14 protein-coding genes are annotated in these 18,566 nt (G+C 60.9%); 9 read left to right on the forward strand and 5 right to left on the reverse strand.

The genetic code is table 11. The features are described 5' to 3' along the window. Window positions 1-83: 83 nt before the first annotated feature. The 7 genes from lhpH (at window position 84) to FNZ07_RS10045 (ending at window position 11,107) form a co-directional block, all read left to right on the forward strand. Window positions 84-1,091 carry a trans-3-hydroxy-L-proline dehydratase gene (gene lhpH, locus FNZ07_RS10015; RefSeq protein ID WP_091017908.1) on the forward strand — a complete coding sequence of 336 codons (1,008 nt, stop codon included), beginning with the start codon at window positions 84-86 and terminating at the stop codon, window positions 1,089-1,091. Window positions 1,092-1,142: 51 nt separating this feature from the next. Further along, window positions 1,143-2,084 carry a bifunctional Delta(1)-pyrroline-2-carboxylate/Delta(1)-piperideine-2-carboxylate reductase gene (lhpI, locus tag FNZ07_RS10020; protein ID WP_091017911.1) on the forward strand — a complete coding sequence of 314 codons (942 nt, stop codon included), beginning with the start codon at window positions 1,143-1,145 and terminating at the stop codon, window positions 2,082-2,084. Window positions 2,085-2,341: 257 nt separating this feature from the next. Then, window positions 2,342-3,817 carry a glucose-6-phosphate dehydrogenase gene (gene zwf, locus FNZ07_RS10025; RefSeq protein ID WP_091017913.1) on the forward strand — a complete coding sequence of 492 codons (1,476 nt, stop codon included), beginning with the start codon at window positions 2,342-2,344 and terminating at the stop codon, window positions 3,815-3,817. A 336-nt stretch (window positions 3,818-4,153) separates the two neighbouring features. Next, window positions 4,154-4,921: an N-acyl amino acid synthase FeeM domain-containing protein gene (locus FNZ07_RS10030; RefSeq protein ID WP_091017914.1), complete on the forward strand. Its 768-nt coding sequence runs from the start codon at window positions 4,154-4,156 to the stop codon at window positions 4,919-4,921. A gap of 274 nt (window positions 4,922-5,195) precedes the next feature. Continuing rightward, entirely contained in the window at window positions 5,196-8,003 is a 2,808-nt protein-coding gene (locus FNZ07_RS10035; RefSeq protein WP_322788661.1) for a putative bifunctional diguanylate cyclase/phosphodiesterase, read from the forward strand. A 444-nt stretch (window positions 8,004-8,447) separates the two neighbouring features. Then, complete coding sequence (locus FNZ07_RS10040; RefSeq protein ID WP_091017918.1) at window positions 8,448-9,758, forward strand: autoinducer binding domain-containing protein; 1,311 nt, start codon at window positions 8,448-8,450, stop codon at window positions 9,756-9,758. 125 nt (window positions 9,759-9,883) lie between these two features. Next, window positions 9,884-11,107: a cytochrome P450 gene (locus tag FNZ07_RS10045; RefSeq protein WP_091017920.1), complete on the forward strand. Its 1,224-nt coding sequence runs from the start codon at window positions 9,884-9,886 to the stop codon at window positions 11,105-11,107. A gap of 3 nt (window positions 11,108-11,110) precedes the next feature. Here the strand turns inward: FNZ07_RS10045 and FNZ07_RS10050 are convergent, their stop codons facing one another. The 5 genes from FNZ07_RS10050 to FNZ07_RS10070 all read right to left on the reverse strand — a co-directional run bounded on the left by FNZ07_RS10050 (window position 11,111) and on the right by FNZ07_RS10070 (window position 15,589). Continuing rightward, on the reverse strand, window positions 11,111-12,145 hold the full coding sequence (locus FNZ07_RS10050) for a 4-hydroxyphenylpyruvate dioxygenase family protein (RefSeq protein ID WP_091017923.1): 1,035 nt from the start codon (window positions 12,143-12,145) through the stop codon (window positions 11,111-11,113). Window positions 12,146-12,189: 44 nt separating this feature from the next. Next, complete coding sequence (locus FNZ07_RS10055; protein WP_091017926.1) at window positions 12,190-12,606, reverse strand: RidA family protein; 417 nt, start codon at window positions 12,604-12,606, stop codon at window positions 12,190-12,192. A 100-nt stretch (window positions 12,607-12,706) separates the two neighbouring features. Further along, the gene (locus FNZ07_RS10060; RefSeq protein ID WP_091017928.1) at window positions 12,707-13,480 is read right to left on the reverse strand and encodes a Crp/Fnr family transcriptional regulator; all 774 of its coding nucleotides are present in this window, start codon (window positions 13,478-13,480) and stop codon (window positions 12,707-12,709) included. Between the two features lie 14 nt (window positions 13,481-13,494). Beyond that, on the reverse strand, window positions 13,495-14,325 hold the full coding sequence (locus FNZ07_RS10065) for a prephenate dehydratase (RefSeq protein ID WP_091017931.1): 831 nt from the start codon (window positions 14,323-14,325) through the stop codon (window positions 13,495-13,497). Between the two features lie 184 nt (window positions 14,326-14,509). Further along, entirely contained in the window at window positions 14,510-15,589 is a 1,080-nt protein-coding gene (locus FNZ07_RS10070; RefSeq protein ID WP_091018214.1) for a GlxA family transcriptional regulator, read from the reverse strand. Between the two features lie 272 nt (window positions 15,590-15,861). Between FNZ07_RS10070 and FNZ07_RS10075 the strand changes: the two genes are divergently transcribed. After that, window positions 15,862-17,247: an L-serine ammonia-lyase gene (locus tag FNZ07_RS10075; RefSeq protein ID WP_091017933.1), complete on the forward strand. Its 1,386-nt coding sequence runs from the start codon at window positions 15,862-15,864 to the stop codon at window positions 17,245-17,247. Window positions 17,248-17,314: 67 nt separating this feature from the next. Continuing rightward, window positions 17,315-18,559: a sarcosine oxidase subunit beta family protein gene (locus FNZ07_RS10080; RefSeq protein WP_091017935.1), complete on the forward strand. Its 1,245-nt coding sequence runs from the start codon at window positions 17,315-17,317 to the stop codon at window positions 18,557-18,559. Window positions 18,560-18,566: the final 7 nt, after the last annotated feature.

The raw sequence follows: 18,566 nt of genomic DNA on the forward strand, positions 1-18,566 counted from the left end.
GGGCCAGTATAAAACAGCATCGAGGAGAACAGGATGGTCGGGGTGAAGGATGTCGGGGCTGCACAACGAGGGCGCGCAACAACATGAAACTGGATCGCGTCATCAGTACGGTCGAGGTGCACACCGGCGGCGAGCCGTTCCGGATCGTGACGAGCGGGCTGCCGAAATTCCCCGGCAAGACCATCGTCGAGCGTCGCACGTGGCTCAAGGAACACGCGGATCATCTACGGCGCGCGCTGATGCTCGAGCCGCGCGGTCACGCGGATATGTACGGTGGTTATCTGACCGAGCCAGTCAGCGAAGGCGCCGATTTCGGCATCATCTTCGTCCACAACGAAGGCTATAGCGACCACTGCGGACACGGCGTGATCGCACTCGCCACCACGGCCGTGGCGCTCGGCTGGGTTGAGCGGAGCGAACCGGAAACGCGCGTCGGCATCGATGCGCCGTGCGGCTTTATCGAAGCGTTCGTGCAATGGGACGGCGATCATGTGGGCAGCGTGCGTTTCGTCAACGTGCCGTCGTTCATCTGGCAGCGCGACGTCACGGTGAATACGCCATCGTTCGGCGAAGTGCGCGGCGATATCGCGTTCGGCGGCGCGTTCTATTTCTATACCTCGGGCAAGCCGTTCGGACTCGAAGTACGCGAAAACGCGGTCGACCGGTTGATCCAGTTCGGCGCCGAAGTAAAGCGTGCCGCGAACGCAGCGTTCAAGGTCGAGCATCCGCAGATTCCCGAGATCAACCATATCTACGGCACGATCATCGATAACGCGCCGCGTCATGCGGGCTCGACGCAGGCGAACTGCTGCGTGTTCGCCGATCGCGAGGTGGATCGCTCGCCGACCGGTTCGGGCACGGCGGGCCGCGTCGCCCAGCTGTATCTGCGCGGCGAGCTGGCGCGCGATGCGACGCTCGTCAACGAATCGGTGATCGGCACGGTGTTTCGTGGCCGGGTGCTGGCGGAAACGAAGCTGGGCACTTTCGATGCTGTGATTCCCGAGATCGAGGGCGACGCGCATATCTGCGGCTTCGCGAACTGGCTGGTCGACGAGCGCGATCCGTTGACCTATGGTTTTCTGGTGCGCTGAGCGAGTGCGACGCCGCGTATTGATAGCGATCGACAACAGGAGCAGCGCAAGATGAGCAGCAGGACCACGCAGATCTACGACGCCGCCGAAACCGCGCGCGTTACGCCCTATGCGGCGCTCGTCGAGGCCTTGCGTCGCGCCACCGGCGATTACGCGAGCGGGCGCATCGTGAGCCCCGAGCGACTGGTCGTGCCGCTCAACGACGGCGGCATCCTGCTGTCGATGCCCGCTACCGCGCCCGACCTCGCGATCCACAAGCTCGTCAACGTCTGCCCGCGCAACGGCGAGCGCTCGTTGCCGACGATCCACGGTCAGGTGATGGCGTTCGACGCCGATACGGGCGAGACGCTGTTCATCCTCGACGGCCCGACCGTGACCGGGCGCCGCACCGCGGCGATGTCGATGCTCGGCGTCGCCACGCTCGGCCGCGCGGCGCCGCGCGACGTGCTGCTGATCGGCACCGGCACGCAGGCGGCGAACCATCTGGAGGCGATCGGCGAACTGTATCCGGATGCCCATGTGCGGGTGCGCGGCAGCGCGCCGGAGCGGGCGAGGGCATTCTGTGTGGCGCATGACACGAAGGTGCGTAGCCTCGAAGCCTGCAACGACGCGCAAACCCCGGTCTCGGTCGATCTCGTGATCGCACTGACGACCAGTCGCACCGCCGTGTACGACGAAGCGCCGCGCACGGACCGGCTGGTGATCGGTGTTGGCGCTTTTACGCCGGAGATGATCGAACTCGGGTCGCGCACGGTGCTGGGCAGCGCGCTCTTTGTCGACGATCTGGCCGGCGCGAAGCACGAGGCCGGCGATTTCCTGCAGGCGGGGGTCGACTGGAATACTGTTACGGGTATCGCGGCGGCGCTGGAGCGCCCTGCATCCGCGGCCCCGGCCGACCGGCCGGTCGTCTTCAAGTCGGTTGGCTGCGCGGCGTGGGACCTGGCTGCCTGCCGCGTTGCGCGCAGCACGCTTGCTTCGGCGCACGGGTCGTAGCCCTCACAGCCTTCACAGCCTTCGTAGCCGCGCCGCACGGGCCAGCCAGCAAGCCGGCACCGGCCGCGACCTGAACCGCGACACATGCAAAGCGGCTCACATCGACAAAAAAGTGTCGCTCAGGTGGCGCATGCTGCTGTGCAAACATTCCCAAAACGTTGCACCATAGGCGTCTTGCGAAAAAAGCGGGGCCCGGCAAGACGCCGCCGCACCGCCGTTTTTCGCGCCGACCTTTACCACGACGCTGCGACCGCACCATGACAACCCAGACCGCTCCTGCTTCGCCCGACCTTCCGCTCGACATGATCATCTTCGGCGGCGGCGGCGATCTGTCGGCCCGCAAGCTGCTGCCCGCGCTGTACATGGCGCATGTGCACGGCAATCTGCCCGCCGATACCCGTATTCTCGCCATCGGCCGCCGGCCCTGGTCGCGTGACGAGTACCTGTCGTTCATGGAAGAGCACTCGAAGCCTTTTGTCGGCGACAAGGTCATCGACGCAGCCGCATGGGACCGTTTTCTGGCGCTGTTCGAGTACGTGCAGGTCGACGTGGGTTCGGGCGACGACTATGCGCGGCTCGCTCAGGTGTCGCGTCCCGGCGTGCGGCGGGTGTTCTATCTCGCGACGTCGCCGAATCTGTTCACGACGATCTGCGATCACCTCGCGTCGGCGGGGCTCGTCGACGAGCATTCGCGCGTCGTGCTTGAAAAGCCGCTCGGCTCGGACCTCGCATCGGCCCAGGCGATCAATACCTCGGTCGGCACGCATTTCAACGAAGCGCAGATCTACCGGATCGACCACTATCTCGGCAAGGAAACAGTGCAGAACCTGATGGTGCTGCGCTTCGGCAACGCGATCTTCGGTCCGCTGTGGCAGGCGCCGTATATCAAGAGCGTGCAGATCACGGTGGCGGAAACGGTCGGTGTCGGTAGCCGCGCGGGGTTCTACGACGAAACAGGCGCATTGCGCGACATGGTGCAGAACCACTTGCTGCAACTGCTGTGCATCGTGGCCATGGAGCCGCCGGTATCGCTCGATCCCGACGCCGTGCGCGACGAAAAGCTCAAGGTGCTGCGCTCGCTGCGCCGCATGACCCCCGAAGACATCGCGCACGATACGGTACGTGGCCAGTACACCGCGGGCGCGGTGGGCGGCGAACCGGTGAAGGGTTATCTGCAGGAAGACAACGTGCCGGCCGATAGCCGCGCGGAAACCTTCGTTGCGCTGCGTGTGCATATCAACAACTGGCGCTGGGCGAACGTACCGTTCTTTCTACGTACCGGCAAGCGGATGCAGAAGAAGGTGTCGGAGATCGTCATCGAGTTCGCCGACCTGCCGTTCTCGATCATCCCGAGCGGTCCGCGCAACTACGGCAACCGGCTCGTCATCCAGTTGCAGCCGGCGGAATCGATCCAGTTGCAGATGCTAGCGAAAGAACCAGGTAGCGGCATGCACATGCTGCCCGTAAATCTGAATCTCGATCTCGAGCAGGCTTTCACCGAGCGACGCGCCGAAGCCTACGAGCGTCTTCTGATCGACGTCGTGCGCGGCCGACTCACGCACTTCATGCGCCGCGACGAACTGGAAGCGGCCTGGGCATGGGCCGATCCGATCCTCGAAGGCTGGAAGCAATCGAGCGACCGGCCGCGCGGGTATACCGCAGGTACCTTTGGACCGTCGGCTGCGACCACGCTCGTGGCGCGGGAAAACATCGTATGGGCTGAAGAATCCTGAGTACGCCGGGCGGTGCGTAGATGAGGCGCGGATGCCCCATCGCTACGCGCCAGCGGTTCCAGCAGATAGAAACGGGCCTGTATCGCCATTGCTACACCGGCGATACGGGCCCGTTTCTTTGGTGTTCCTCTTTCCCCGATTAGGCCCCCTGATCGTTCAAATATGAACCGGCGGGTTCGCATTTTATGTATGCCCACCGGAATTTGCCTGGAAAAATTCGGTAGCGCTCACCCCGGAATTTGACTTCGTGAGAGGCTAGGTCGGTCATGCCGTTTGCACGCATTTCGTGTCTCGGCATGGCGTTTTCCTATCTTGTCACTTAAAAGAGGCCACACAATGGATCGCCTTAATTCCGCGGTGATAGAGACTCAATTTCTCCGCGAACACGCCGATAGCCCGGACTTTCCGGCCCAACCGACCTTACTGAAACAGGAGCGCTTGCCTTTTACCATTCGTATCGTCGCCGATGACAACGGCCTTGAGAAAGCCGTGCAAATGCGGCGTATTGCTTATCGTCGTCATTTACCAGATTTTGCAGACAAAATGACGATAGAAAATAGCGATCGCGAACCCGGTACGGTCGTGCTGCTTGCTGAGTCGAAACTTGATGGTGGGCCGCTCGGTACGATGCGTATTCAGAGCAACGAGATGGCGCCGCTTGCGCTTGAGCAGTCGGTGGTGTTGCCGGAGTGGTTGAGCGGGAGTCGGCTCGTGGAAGCGACGCGGCTTGGGGTGGCCGCAGGTACCATAGGAAGAATGGTCAAGATCGCGCTGTGCAAGGCGCTATTTCTGTATAGCGAACAAGAGCAGATCGACTGGATGGTGATTACCGCGCGCGCGCCGCTGGACCGCGAATACGATGCGATGTTATTTATTGACGTTTTCGCAAAGGAACAATTTCTGCCAATGGCGCATGTTGGTGGTTTGCCGCACAGAGTAATGGCGAAGCCGGTCGCGCTCGTGCAAAAGCGTTGGGAAGCGGTCCGGCATCCGCTATGCCCGTTCTTTTTTCAAACTTATCATCCGGATATCGATCTGAATTCTGTGCATTTATCTTTCGGGGCGGAAACGGTAGGATGCCCCAGAGATTCGCAAATTGCCTAGGCGATCAGAACGAGGTACTCCGGAAGGCTGGCTAGTCCAGCACGGCGATGGCGAATTTTTGAGGTTTTCGCCATCGCCTTCGCGACGCCCATGGTGCATGAGGGGACAACTACGTATGGAACCGGCGGCTCTATTTTCGCGGTCAAGATATATGCGCGCGGGCATCGACCGGTTGCTATATGCATTTTCGGTCTACGTTGTGCCAGTGCTGATTGCGGCTGCCAGCGTCCTGATCCTGTTGTGGTCACCGCACCGATTCGAGTCGAGCGGCGCAATGCCGCTTACTTTGCGCGCGATCCACGACAATCGCGCAACCCTTATACCCGCGGCAGCGATGAAACTGCTGCAGCAGGCCTCCGGCACGCGACGTTACAGCACGCAGCTGGCCGAATCCCCCATCTGGTTTACCTTCGATGCGCCTGCTATGCAGCCGGCGCGTCCCTTGCTCATCGAATTTCCGTCGCGTCATGCGCAAACGTTGGCGTGCTGGGTTGCCTCGACGATGACACCGCTTGGAACTGCCAGCCGCAGGTCTACCAGCGGCCAGATGCGTCCAGTGAAAGCCGGATTTTCCGTCGAACTCGGTACGCTCACGAGTGCCGAGTCGATCCTCTGTCGTGGCACGTTCTCGGGACCGGCCTACATTAACGTGTTCGCGTGGGACCGGTCTGGTCTTGCGGTGTCCGCGCTCGATTTCGAAGAAAGTTCTGCACTTATCGCTGGCGGCCTGTTGACGCTCGCCGTGTTCGTGTTCGTCACCGCGTTGATCAATCGCGAACTGACCTACGTGATCTTCGCCGCGTGGCTCGTCGGCAACCTGCGATTGTGTGCGAACGCGATGGGCTGGGACACCGAGTGGCTCGGTCACACGATCGCACCGGAAGCGATGCAGCCGCTACGACAGATCACGTTCGCTGTGTATTACCTGTTGACGGTCGCATTGTTCGGCCAGCTGTTTCGGCGCGAGCTGAAGCGGGTCGGCTACCGGAGGGTATTGCGCGTCGTCCAGTACAACGGTCTGGTGTTGTTCGTCGCATCGCTTACGCTCAGCTACGCGCACTTCATCCCTGTGCTATGGGTGCTGGGCAGCTTCTGCATGGCCGTGCTGATTTTCCTGCTTGGGCGGCTCGTCTGGTTAGCGCGCTCACGCACGGTGATGTGGTATGTCGCATCGATGGCGGTCGTGCTGTTTTCGACGTTTTCGGAGGTGCTGAGTGCCGCCTTCGGCATCAAGCTATTGTTCGGCGGCGTGAATCCGGTCGTCGCTGCGTTGTCGTCTAGCATGATGGCGGCGTTTGCCATTGCCGAACAGGTGCGTGCCGAGCGCGAGCGCAGGCGACAGATGCAGATCGAGTTGCGCAACGCATACGAGGTTACGCCGATCGGTCTCTTCACGCTCGACGGCAATGGTAATTTCGTGCGCGCCAATCCTGCACTGCGCACGATGCTCGATCTGCGTCGCGCCGATTATCGCGTGCGCCGCTGGAACGACTACTTTGAGCCAGGCGCGTGGGATGCGTTGCAGACACTCGCGGCCAAAGGCAGCGACGGCGAACTTGAACTCGACGGCGTGGCGAGCAAGGGGGGCCGGCAGCGTCGTTTTCTGCTGAAGGCGACGCATTCGAATGGCTGGATAGAGGGGTCGCTGCAGGATGTTACGGAGCGCGCGAAGGCTATCGAACAACTGCATTTTCTCGCCGAGCACGATCCACTCACCGGTTCGCTTAACCGCCGCGGCGTGGAGAAGGCCATTGCCGTTCAGGCGACGGATCCGCAACCGTGGGCGCTTGCGTATATCGATCTCGACCGCTTCAAGCTGATCAACGATCTGTTCGGCCACCGTGCCGGCGATGAAGTCCTGAAGCAGGTCGCCGTGCGCACGCGGACATTGTTCGAAGAGCGCTATCCGGTCGGCCGGATCGGTGGTGATGAATTCGTCTGCGTGATGAGTAACACACAGATCGACGATGCGATTGAACAGTGCCACGAACTGATCACCGTGTTGAGTGCAGCTCCGTATCGGGTTGGCCGGCGCTCGTTCCAGGTGAAGGCCTCGATCGGGCTTGTCGAATGTTCGACGGGCGCGCGCGTCCAGGACACACTGTCGAACGCGGATCGCGCGTGCCGCGAGGCCAAGCGCGTCGCGCATGCGCGGCTCGTCACGTATCGCAAGGGTTCGGCCGCCTTCGAGGAGCGCGCGAAGGAACGCATGCTGGTCGAATCGCTCGGCCAGAACCGCGTGCCGGCCGGTCTCTTCGTCGTGATGCAGCCGATCATGTCGCTGAGCGCGCCGACCGCTTCGTTGAACTTCGAGGTGCTGTTGCGCATGCGCGCGCAGGATGGTTCGACGCTGCCGGCGGGCAAGGTCGTTGTCGCTGCCGAAGAGTCCGGCAATATCGCCGCGATCGACCGTTGGGTGCTAACCACCGTACTCGAATGGGTCGATGCGAATCGCGCCGCGCTGCCCAATACGCGTTTCATCTGCGTGAACCTGAGCGGCGGGTCCCTGAACGACGAGCAGTTCGTCAACGATATCTTCGCGTTGTTCAGCCGCTACCGGTCGGTGGTGCACTACCTGTGCTTCGAGATCACCGAGAGCGTTGCGCTGCACGATCTCGAGAACACGCAGCGTTTCATCGCGCGCGTGCATGAGATGGGCGGCAAGATTGCGCTCGACGATTTCGGCGCGGGCTATACGTCGTTCCGCTACCTGAAAGATCTGTCGGCGGATGCGCTGAAGATCGACGGCGAGTTTATTCGCACGATGTGTGCGCATCCGGCGGACACCGCGATCGTCGAGGCGATCGTTGCGCTTGCTCGCAATCTCGGTATGCGCAGCATCGCCGAATGGGTCGAGGATGTCGACACGCTGCGTGCGCTGAAGGAAATCGGCGTCGACTATGTACAGGGTTTTGCCATCGCAAAGCCGCAAGAAAGCGCAGCGATTCTCGCGGCGAGTTCGGCGGCGAGCTTTGTTACGGATGCCGAGGTCTCTAGATTCGTCGAGAGCCTGACGACGTCAGAGGAGGCACTGCAAGCGTGGAAAATGGGCCAGAAACCCTCTGTTCCATTGGTGCGTTAAAGAACCGAACGAATTGTCGTCCAGATCGAACGCGCAGCGGTCTCTTCGAGACGCAAAGCGGTGCGATTTAACTCATACTCGCCGACAGAGCGTGTCATCGGAATAGATTGTCCGCCGCGATTCCCAAAGGCATTTGATTATTCCCCTGTCTTCCCAACTGCCACACGCAATATTTATCGGGAGAGTAAGATCACAGCGGACTCTCTCAATCGAACGCAGTTAAATAGGGAAATGGATTTTTATCGAAGCTAGTAAGAAATCTTTTCCTGCGAAGGAGTATGCAATAAGCATATTTGTTCGAGGTCGCAAATTGGCGTTGCTTCGCATGTCGTTGTGAAGAAACGAGGGGCGACATAGCAAGGAAAGAGGCTAGGTGCCGCTTTCCGGATTGGTACGAGTCTAGGCGAGCATGACTGAGGCGATAGCAGTGCGGATGGAGGGGGTATGGGTTCGGAAGTAAAGCGTTTGGTAAAGATGTTTGTATCTACGGGGCACGACTACGAAAACAGGTTACGCATCTTTGAGCAAGATGCCGACGTGGTTGTCGAGCGCGAAACGCTTATTGGAGCTGGGCGGGAAGGTGAAATAAGCTTTACGGTCGTATATGCGGACACCGCGCTTCGAATTGAAGATCTGGTTTCGCATGATCCGGACATCCATCTAAGCATGCGCGGCACAGAATTTCTGACTGGCCGATTCCGGTCCCGCCCGACTGACCGGGGTGACCCGGTGACGGATCAAATTCAGACATTGGCCGGTATTACTTCGGAAGCGAAGCTATGTCGCACGATCCTGGGAATGATTAGCCCGTTTGGGGCTAATGCATTCGGTGTAATTTATGTGACTTCCGACCCGCAGACACGTCAACCGCGCACGTATCGGGTGCTCGCCTCGGGCGACAACGGATTCCTGCAGATGTTCGTAGAAAAGCGGTGGTTTGCAATCGATCCTTTCCTGACTCACGCGGCTGCGTCCAACACGCCTATCTATAGCTCCTCCATAGGCTTGCTGGACAACTTGACGGGTAGCTGGCGTGACATGGGTGTTACTGCCCGGGGTTGTGGATTATGCAGTTGGGCCGGGTTTCCTACACATCGTCCGGGGACGAATGATTTCGGGATGTTTTACATTACCTCGCCCACACTTCCGGCCGACGGTGGGGAGCGCCCCTTCCAGGAAAATACGGTTTTTCTTCGTGGCCTCGGCGCTGAAATATTCGACTGGCAGTTGGCGGCCCGACGCGCGCAGGATCTTAATGATCGCAATTTCAACGCTCGCGATCTTCGGGTACTCAAGGCCGTCGCATCCGGTAACACCGCGAAGGACATCGCGTCGGCACTCGATATCAGTGAACGGGATGTTCTGAAGCGAGTATTTCCCGAGGTAGTAGCGAAAGCTCGCACCAGGAACGTCAGGGACGCAGCACGTTACGCGGCCGAGCGCGGCTTGCTTCCGACTCTCGATGGCAAGAAGGTCGTCTATGTCGCCGTATCGGATACGCGCGGTGTCTACCTCGGAACTCTCTCCGGTACGCCGTTCTGGTCGAAGACCAATCCCTCCGGCATTCGTGACGCCTTTGCTTTTGCTACAGAGCCAGAGGCGCGCGAGATACTGAGCAGTGTCGGGATAAACGATGGGTATCACTTCGTCCGCGTCGAAGTAGACCAGTCAGCCGATACGGTAGCCGAGGAGATTTGCGTCGCCTTCGGCCTCCCCGGTTGGAACGACCCGAATGTGCAGTCGAGCCGCGGATAACTCGTACACATTCCAGTCGCCTTTGCAAGAGAAGGAAAAGGCTGGCGAAGCTAACTAAGATCGCCAAGTGGAAATAACGAAACGCGCCGGCTGGAAGTGCAGCGGCGTCTGCCAACCTTACTTTCATGAACTATACCGATCTCGCCTCCCCCGATTTCTACCGCGATCCCTATCCGGTTTATCAACTCCTTCGGCAAGCCGGCAATCTTGTTCCTATTGCGCCCCGAACGCTAATAACCGGGCATGCCGACATCGCCCGGACCGTGCTGGCTGATCGAAAGATGGGGAAAAGCTATCTGGAAGCCGTCCGTACGCGCTACGGCGAAGCTGGAGTAAGTCAGCCAGCTTTCCAGGCGCTTTCAAAAATGCTGTTGATGATGAATCCCCCCGCACACACACGACTGCGGGCGCTGCTCATGAAAGCCTTCAATTCAAGGCAAATCGATCTGCTGCGAGATATCTCGCAGTCGACGGCAGACGAATTGATCGACGCACTGGAGGCAAACCGTCCAATCGATCTCGTGTCGGAATTCGCTGCGCCGATGCCCATCAGGATTATCTGCAAAATAATGGATGTGCCGCTGGATCACGCTCCGACGCTAGGTGCGAACGTCGGCCGGTTAGCCCAGACCCTCGAAGCGGCCCCCCTCAGCCCAGAGCAGATAGCAGCAGCCAACACCGCGCTAGAAAACCTCGAACACTATTTCAAAGACATCATCGCAACCCGCCGATCGCACCCAGGCACCGACCTGATATCGACAATGCTGTCGATAAACGACAACGGCGAGACATTCAGCGAAAACGAAATCATCTGGAACGTCATCTTCATTTTCGCCGCAGGTCATGAAACGACCTCGAACATGATCGGCAACGCACTGATCGCGCTACACAAGCATCCCGACCAGCTCGAAAAACTACGAGCCCGTCCAGAACTCCTGACGCAAGCGATCAACGAATGCATGCGCTACGACAGCTCCGTACAGATCGTGCAACGCGTGGCACTTGAAGATACCGACATCCACGGCGTAGCCGTCCCGAAAGGAACGATCGTCCTGTTGTCGCTTGGCGCGACGAATCGCGACCCCATGCAATTCGATCAGCCGGACACGTTGCTTATCGAACGACCGGAGAGCGCGAATGCACCGCTCGTGTTCTCTGGCGGAATCCACTATTGTCTCGGCGCGCGTCTAGCCATGTTCGAGCTCGAGACGGCATTGGGAACGATCCTGCGAAGGCTCCCCGACCTGCGCCTGACCAATCTGGACGCGCTTCAATGGCATCAGCGAAACACGCTGCGAGGCGTGACCTCGCTGCTCGGACATATTGACCAGCGTCCGCTCGCCGCGTAGCGACTATGACTGCAGCGAACCCCGTTCCTGCTGATCCTTCTCCTGCGATTCGAACAACGCCTTGAAATTGCCTTCACCGAAGCCGTCCTCGCCACGCCGTTCGATGATTTCGAAGAACACGGGCCCGATCTGACGTCGGGTGAATCGTTGCAGAAGGATACGTTGCGACCCAGTGCCGTCGACGAGAATGCCTCGACCGGCGAGACGATTCACGTCGAGCCCATGCGCCGGTAGACGTGCATCGATACCGCCGTAGTAGGTCTGTGAAGGTGCCGCCATGAATTCGATCCCGGCGTGGGTGAGCTTGTCGATCGTGTCTTCGATATCGGAGGTCAGCAGTGCGATGTGCTGGATTCCTTCGCCGCCGTAGTCGCGAATGAACTCGTCGTTCTGGTTGAGTACGCCGGGTTTGTCGTGCGCCGCTGCCGCAACGGGAATCGACACGCGCCCGCATGGACTGACCATCGATCGCGCGCGCATACCCGACCTGTCACCCTTGACATCGAGATATTGCTTCTCGATGAATCCGAAGTTGTCGCGATAGAAGTCTGCCCAGCGATCGAGATTGTCGGGACGCACGATGTTCGACGTGTGATCGACCGCGACGATGTTTGCGTCGCCGGCTGGTACGTCGCGCGGTTCGACCGGCAGGTGAAACGCCGCACGAAAATCGCTGTCGACGAAGTACACGAGGCTATCGCCGATGCCTAGAATCGTGGGCGTGTCCATGACGAATGCGCCTTCGCGTTCCGGCGATGCAACGCGTGCACCGCCGGCCAGCGCCTGTTCCAGTGCGACATGCGCATCGTCGACGCGAATGCCGATTGCCCGCACGGACGCTCCATGCTGTTGCTGGAACGCATTGCGATTCCCGTTCACGATGAACGCGGCCGAGCCTTGCGTCATCAAGACCATGTCGTGTGCCGAGCGGCCGCGAAGGCGAAAGCCGAGACGTTCGAACAACTCGATGAGTTCAATGGGGCGTGGCGAGACGAATTCGACGAAAGCGAATCCATCTGTTTTAACCTGGGTGGTCATATCCGGTTCCTGATTTGCAGCAACGCTTAAGTGCGCGTTAAGCCTCAAGCGTCGCGCGTTGCCGCGACCACCTTGATTTCGACGATGAGTTCCGGACGCGCCAATGCCGCAACACCGAGAATCGTCCATGCCGGGAAATCCGCGCGGATGTACTGCTCTTTCACCGCACGAAAATCCGCCAGCTGCGAGCCGATATCGACGTGATAGGACACGAGTTCGACGATGTCCGTGAAATCCAGATGCAGATGCTTGAGGATCGCTTCGATCCGCCTGAAGGCCACATCGATCTGTTCTTTGGGCGACTCGGGGATCGAACCGTCGGCGCGCAGGCCGATCTGTCCGGCGATAAACACGAGGCCGTTGGCCGTGACGGCCGGCGCATACTGGAAGAGATCGAACACACGGTTGCTGCCGAAAGTCGCGTCGTCTTCGGGGAGGCGCAATCGTTCTATTCTGCTCATGACTTTTCCTTCTCGTAGCGTAGAGGGCACACGGCAGGACTGCCGATGTACCGGACTCTACGGACGAGCGGGATGCAAGTCTGTATAGGCGTTTACGAAATCAGCCGAGAAGTTTCGACGGATCGAGCACCCAGATGCGGCGCTGTTTGATCTCGACGGCGCCGACTTCCGACAATCGTTTCAGCGCACGCGTAACGGTCACGCGTGTCGCTCCTGTCATCGCCGCGATCTGCTCGTGTGTGAGGGAAATCGTGATGAGGGTGCGCCCGTCGTGCTGTTCTCCGTACAGATCCGACAGTCGTCCCAACAGTTCGCCAATGCGCATTTCCGGCTTGGGGAGCGCCAGGTACTGAATGCGCGATGCGAGGATGCGCTGTTTGAGCGCGATGACGCGTAGCAACGAAATCGCAAGCTCCGGGTTTGAGGGTATGGCCGCTGTGATGACCCCGATGTCGAATTCGAGCAGCTCCGAGTCTTCGACGGTGATTGCCGTGGCGATGCGCGGATAGCCGTCTACTGCGGGGCTTTCACCGAACATCGACCAGCATCCCATGACCTCGAGAATGAATTCGGCGCCGTCGTTCTGAAAAATGGACACCTGGACGCGGCCGGACAGCAGGAAGTAGAACGTGGACCCCTGGTCGCCTTGCCGGTAGATCGTCGCGCCTTTGCCGTACCTTTTACGGCGCCCAAGATGCGCAGCGCGTATCCACGTGCCGGCCGTGGCATCGTCCATGTGCCACGTCTCGGTTGTTAGCGTCTCGTGCTTTTTCATACGCGGTCCCTGTGCGTCGGTGCGTGACGCATGTGGGCCTGCGCACGATCCATCGAGGCCGAAGTTCGCCAGTCGGGCGAACTGAGTGCTTTCTGTCATGGGGACACGCCTTGTCAGTACCTTCGGACATAGGAGCCGAGGACGCGAATGTCCTTGTGTTCGGGCAGGTACGTTTTGAGCGCGCCCTCGTGAGCGTGGCCCGCGACCTCGATCAGATAGCGATGGGTGTCGAGGGTTTTTTTGCTTGGCCGTTCGTATATCGTCAGTACCTGGATTCCCGCCGCGGCAAATGACGACAGCAGACCGGACAGTTGCGCGTCGGCGACTTCCACGAGCAGGGAGGTCTTGTCGTGGCCCGTCGGCGCCGGCATGGTTTTACCGAGTACCCACCACCGGGTCACGTTCTGCGGTCCCTGTTCGATGCCATCGGCAAGCGACACCAGACCGTAAATCGTGCCGCCGATTTTCGGACCGAAGGATGCGCTGTCGTGCGTGTCGCTCTGTGCGACGGTCTGTGCCGCAGCGCCGCCGCTAGTTGCCGCCACGCGCGTGACGGTCGGCATTTCCCTGTCGAGCCAGGGCTTCACCTCTTCAAATGCGACCGGGTGCGCGTAGACCTGCCGGATATCTTCCCGGCGGGTTCCAGGGCGCGCGAGCAGGCTGTAGCCGAGCATCTTCGGGTACTCCGCGACGACCTGTACGTCGGGTAAATCGAGTACGGCATCCAGATAGGGCGTGATGCCGACGGCGGAGGTCGTTACGGGCACACACGCGCGCTCGATCTTCCCGGATGCGTACGCCGAAAACAGTGCTTCCCGGTCCAGTGGAACCAGTTCATCTGGGCCATAGAGATCCAGACAGGCCTGATGTGTCCACGAGCCGGCCGGCCCGAGATAGCCGATCTTCCCGGGCGGATTCGCGGCAACGGTATGGGAGAGTGTCATGGTGAGGAGGACAACGCACAGGCATCGGATGATGGCGAGGTCCACGATAGCTTGTTCATCCAGTGAGTGACGCGCGGGGAGGCAGAACCGATGTGCATATTGTGGTTCTGTACCGGGTCACACAAAAGAACCAGGAATGAACATTCCTGATGGTCCAGAACCGGTCGTCAACGAAGAAACGACGCTAGTAGACGTCCACCCGCCCCGGAAACGTTTCATTGATCGCCGCCGCATCGTCGGCAGGGGCCGCGCCGCGTTGCTCGCGAAACATCACCGGCGGCACGCCAAATTGCTTGCGGAATTCGCGTCCCAGGTGCGAGGCATCCGAGAAACCGCAACTCGAGGCGATATCGGCCACGGTGCGATCCGAACTGGTCAGCAGCCAGGCCGCGGTGCGCAGCCGCACCTGTTTGGCGAAGACCTGCGGGCTTTTGCCGGTCTCTGCCTTGAAGAGACGCTCGAGCTGCCGCGGCGACAGGTCGAGCTTGCAGGCGAGTTCTTCGAGCGGCAGCGAACGTCCGACGTGCTGTTCCATCAACAGGATCGCGCGCTTAACTTTAGGATGCGTGGCCGGTTCGAGCCCCGGCGGATGCGGTTGCGGCGCATTGCCTTTTTGCATTTCGCCGACCAGCAGGATGCGCAGCGCCTTCTGCACGGTTGCGTGCTCGAAATGCCTGAGCAGGATCGCAGCGGCGACGTCGATCGACGCACGACCGCCCGAACACGTAATGCGCCGCCGGTCGATCACGAACAACCGGTCAGCGATCAGCAGGTCGGAATTCACGGCCGGAAAGCGTTCGACGAAGTCCCAGTAGTGAAACCAGCTCACGCAGATCCGGTGCGCGTCGAGCACGCCGGCGCGCATCAGCGCGAACACGCCGGTGCAGATACCGACCAGCGTCGCACTGGTGCGCGCGGCTTCGCGAATGAACTGCAGGGTTTCGTCGCTGGCCTGCGGCCCCGAGTGCAGCAGGCCGCCCACGACGACCACGTAATCGAACGGCTCGGCGCTCGCGAAGGTTTCCCACGGTGTGATCTGGATGCCGCAACTCGCGCGCACGGGCGCCAGCGTATCGCCGATCACGCTCCACGAGCAGCGCACGGGTTTGCTGTAATCGCCTTCGTCGGCGGACAGCCGCAGCATGTCGACGAAGCCCGAAAACGCGGTCAGCGTGAAGTTCGGCAGCAACACGATGCCGAAGCGGATGCGCTCTTTCGGCGCGCCGTCGATGGAGGTGAGTGGTAACGGTTCTGCGGTTTTCATCGTGAAGCTGGGCCTGCTGTGGTATCGGGCGAGCTGCTGGGGCGGCGCGATGGTCCTAGCGTCGCCGATCGGGTGCGCCGCGACTTGCGCTTTTCCGCCGTGAACCATCGCAGAAACGAACGGCACGGGCCGGCAACCCCGTCGTGGCGTCGCCGTCCCACGTCGATGCCGTTTTTGTTCTATCGGCGGATTTTACGCTTTGGTGTACTGGCGCCATCCTGGAGAAACGCGCGCCGCGCCGATTTCCGCCCCCATTCGCGAGGCAGCTCCCCATGAACGTCAGCGTCTTCGATCTGTTCAAGATCGGCATCGGACCGTCGAGTTCGCACACGGTCGGCCCGATGATCGCGGCGTGCCGCTTCGCTTCGCACGTCGAGGACGCCAATCTGCTCGGCTTTGTGCGGCGCGTCAAGATCGAGCTGTATGGGTCGCTCGGCGCAACCGGCAAGGGCCACGGCACCGACAAGGCGGTGCTGCTCGGGCTCGAAGGCCATCTGCCCGATACGATCGACCCCGATATGATCGCGCCGCGTCTTGCCGAGATCCGTGCGCAGAAGTCGCTGCGGCTGCTCGGCCAGCAAGCGGTGCAGTTCGACGAGCGCGAGCATCTGTCGTTCTACCGCAAGCTGATGGCCGGTACCGGCGTCGTGCACCCGAACGGTATGCGCTTCCAGGCCTTCGACGAGAACGACCAGTTGCTGGTCGAGAAAGAGTATTACTCGGTGGGCGGCGGTTTCGTCGTCAATCGCGAGGGTGATCGCGTGAACGGTGTGCGAGCGGGCGGCGAGGTGCCGTATCCGTTTCGTACCGGCGACGACCTGATGCGCGTGTGTCGCGACAGCGGGCTGTCGATTGCCGAGGTTACGTTGCGCAACGAGTGCGCGTCCCGTTCCGAACAGGAGGTGCGCGATGGTCTACTCGCCATCTGGCGCACGATGGCGGCCTGCGTCGAGCGCGGCTGCAAGGAGCGCGGCGAGTTGCCCGGTCCGATGCGCGTGAAGCGCCGTGCCGCCGATCTGTCCACACAACTGCGCGAGCGCTCCGAAGAATCGTTGCGCGATCCACTGTCGATGCTCGACTGGGTCAACCTCTACGCGATGGCCGTCAACGAGGAAAACGCCGCGGGCGGCCGCGTCGTCACCGCGCCGACCAACGGCGCGGCGGGCGTGATTCCCGCGGTGCTGCATTACTACGTCAAGTTCGTGCCCGGTTCGAACGACGCCGGCATCGTCGATTTCCTGCTCACCGCAGCCGCGATCGGCATCATCTACAAGGAAACCGCATCGATCTCCGGTGCCGAAGTGGGCTGCCAGGGCGAGGTCGGCGTCGCGTGTTCGATGGCTGCGGCGGCGCTTGCAGCGGTGATGGGCGGCACCCCGACCCAGGTGGAGAACGCCGCCGAAATCGGCATGGAACACAACCTCGGCATGACCTGCGACCCGGTCGGCGGCCTCGTGCAGATTCCCTGCATCGAGCGCAATGCGATGGGCGCGATCAAGGCGCTGAACGCATCGCGGATGGCGCTGAAGGGCGACGGCCAGCACTACGTGTCGCTCGACAACGTGATCAAGACGATGCGCGAAACCGGCGCCGATATGAAAACCAAATACAAGGAAACGTCACGCGGCGGCCTGGCCGTGAACGTCATCGAATGTTGAGTTGAAAGTTGAGCCGAATGTTGAACCAACCGATCATCAGAAAAGCAATCAGCAAGGAACCCGTCACATGAGCCGCTATTCGATATTCAGTCTGTTTCGCAACGGGTTGTCGTATCACGAGAACTGGGAGCGTCAGTGGAGGAGCCCCGAGCCGAAACGCGAATACGACGTGGTGATCGTCGGCGGCGGCGGGCATGGGCTCGCCACGGCGTATTACCTCGCGAAAGAGCACGGCGTGCGCAACATTGCGATTCTCGAGAAAGGCTGGATCGGCGGCGGCAATACGGCGCGCAATACGACGATCGTGCGTTCGAACTACCTGTGGGACGAATCGGCGGCGCTGTACGAGAAGGCGATGAAGCTGTGGGAAGGGCTCTCGCAGGACCTTAACTACAACGTGATGTTCAGCCAGCGCGGCGTGATGAATCTCGCGCACACGCTGCAGGACGTGCGCGACACCGAGCGTCGCGTGAACGCGAACCGGCTCAACGGTGTCGATGCCGAATTCCTCACGCCCGAGCAGATCAAGGCGATCGAGCCGACCATCAATCTGAATAGCCGCTACCCGGTGCTCGGTGCATCGATCCAGCGGCGCGCGGGTGTCGCGCGTCACGATGCGGTTGCGTGGGGTTTTGCGCGCGGTGCCGATCAACACGGCGTCGACATCATCCAGAACTGCCAGGTCACCGGGATTCGCCGCGAGGGCGGCGCGGTGATCGGTGTCGATACGGTGAAGGGTTTTATCAAGGCGAAGAAGGTCGCGGTTGTCGCGGCTGGCAACACGTCGACGCTTGCCGATATGGCCGGCATCCGGCTGCCGCTCGAAAGCCATCCGCTACAGGCGCTGGTGTCCGAGCCGATCAAGCCGGTCGTCAACACGGTGATCATGTCGAACGCGGTGCATGCCTACATCAGCCAGTCCGACAAGGGCGATCTCGTGATCGGCGCGGGCGTCGACCAGTACACGGGCTTTGGCCAGCGCGGCAGCTTCAACATCATCGAAGGCACGCTGCAGGCCATCGTCGAAATGTTCCCGGTGTTCTCGCGCGTGCGCATGAACCGGCAGTGGGGCGGCATCGTCGATGTGTCGCCGGATGCGTGCCCGATCATCAGCAAGACCGATGTGAAGGGCCTCTATTTCAACTGCGGCTGGGGCACCGGCGGCTTCAAGGCGACGCCGGGCTCGGGCTGGGTGTTCGCACACACGATCGCGAAGGACGAGCCGCATCCGCTGAACGCGCCGTTCTCGCTCGATCGCTTCTACACCGGTCACCTGATCGACGAACACGGCGCGGCCGCAGTCGCGCACTAACCCCACG

This window comes from Paraburkholderia megapolitana, assembly GCF_007556815.1.
GTDB lineage: Bacteria > Pseudomonadota > Gammaproteobacteria > Burkholderiales > Burkholderiaceae > Paraburkholderia > Paraburkholderia megapolitana.

Excerpts from the sequence above, each read along its gene's own strand:
- zwf (WP_091017913.1), top strand. The coding sequence starts at position 2,342 with ATGACAACCCAGACCGCTCCTGCTTCGCCCGACCTTCCGCTCGACATG.
- FNZ07_RS10045 (WP_091017920.1), top strand. The coding sequence starts at position 9,884 with ATGAACTATACCGATCTCGCCTCCCCCGATTTCTACCGCGATCCCTAT.
- FNZ07_RS10030 (WP_091017914.1), top strand. The coding sequence starts at position 4,154 with ATGGATCGCCTTAATTCCGCGGTGATAGAGACTCAATTTCTCCGCGAA.
- FNZ07_RS10080 (WP_091017935.1), top strand. The coding sequence starts at position 17,315 with ATGAGCCGCTATTCGATATTCAGTCTGTTTCGCAACGGGTTGTCGTAT.
- FNZ07_RS10065 (WP_091017931.1), bottom strand. The coding sequence starts at position 14,325 with ATGACACTCTCCCATACCGTTGCCGCGAATCCGCCCGGGAAGATCGGC.
- FNZ07_RS10075 (WP_091017933.1), top strand. The coding sequence starts at position 15,862 with ATGAACGTCAGCGTCTTCGATCTGTTCAAGATCGGCATCGGACCGTCG.
- FNZ07_RS10055 (WP_091017926.1), bottom strand. The coding sequence starts at position 12,606 with ATGAGCAGAATAGAACGATTGCGCCTCCCCGAAGACGACGCGACTTTC.
- FNZ07_RS10050 (WP_091017923.1), bottom strand. The coding sequence starts at position 12,145 with ATGACCACCCAGGTTAAAACAGATGGATTCGCTTTCGTCGAATTCGTC.
- FNZ07_RS10035 (WP_322788661.1), top strand. The coding sequence starts at position 5,196 with ATGCCGCTTACTTTGCGCGCGATCCACGACAATCGCGCAACCCTTATA.
- FNZ07_RS10060 (WP_091017928.1), bottom strand. The coding sequence starts at position 13,480 with ATGACAGAAAGCACTCAGTTCGCCCGACTGGCGAACTTCGGCCTCGAT.
- FNZ07_RS10040 (WP_091017918.1), top strand. The coding sequence starts at position 8,448 with ATGGGTTCGGAAGTAAAGCGTTTGGTAAAGATGTTTGTATCTACGGGG.
- lhpH (WP_091017908.1), top strand. The coding sequence starts at position 84 with ATGAAACTGGATCGCGTCATCAGTACGGTCGAGGTGCACACCGGCGGC.
- lhpI (WP_091017911.1), top strand. The coding sequence starts at position 1,143 with ATGAGCAGCAGGACCACGCAGATCTACGACGCCGCCGAAACCGCGCGC.
- FNZ07_RS10070 (WP_091018214.1), bottom strand. The coding sequence starts at position 15,589 with ATGAAAACCGCAGAACCGTTACCACTCACCTCCATCGACGGCGCGCCG.